Origin of the sequence: Microbacterium sp. T2.11-28, from assembly GCF_950097975.1 — a bacterium.
Classification (GTDB): domain Bacteria; phylum Actinomycetota; class Actinomycetes; order Actinomycetales; family Microbacteriaceae; genus Microbacterium.
Map to the genome: position 1 here is coordinate 1 of NZ_CATNHF010000017.1, position 459 is coordinate 459.

Annotated in this window: 1 protein-coding gene; it reads left to right on the plus strand. The window is 68.2% G+C overall.

The genetic code is table 11. The features are described 5' to 3' along the window. Positions 1 to 130: 130 nt before the first annotated feature. Positions 131 to 459 (plus strand): PrpF domain-containing protein (locus QQZ13_RS09660; protein WP_284528826.1); only part of this gene is annotated, 329 nt, incomplete at its 3' end.

Below are 459 nucleotides of genomic sequence, written 5' to 3' on the forward strand. Positions count from 1 at the left end.
GACCCACCCCGGTCTCGCCTGGCTGCCCCGACCTCGGCAATCTGCCAGAAAACAACCTCCGCCTCGGAGCGCCGGCCTTGATCCCGCAACACCACTCTGCTCTGCGGTGCGACTGCAGCCTAGCCACTCAATGGCTCATCCGCTGCGCGCGCTGCTTCGAGCGTCGCCTCGCTCTGTGCCTTTACCTGCTGCTCGGTGCCCATGGGTCTCGGCGCATCGCCAGCCCGTCCTATTCGAGTCGCTCGCGCCGCCCCGGCGCTACAAATCCAGCTCCAACCGGACCTTTCCAGCGTGGTTCGTCCGCGGCGGCACGTCCAACGGTCTCGTGATCCACCGCGACGCTCTGCCGCCAGAGCCGGAGTGGCACACGGTGCTCCCCCGCGCCATGGGCTCGCCCGACACGTACGGCCGGCAACTCGACGGCATGGGGTCGGGCGTGTCGTCGACGTCCAAGATTGT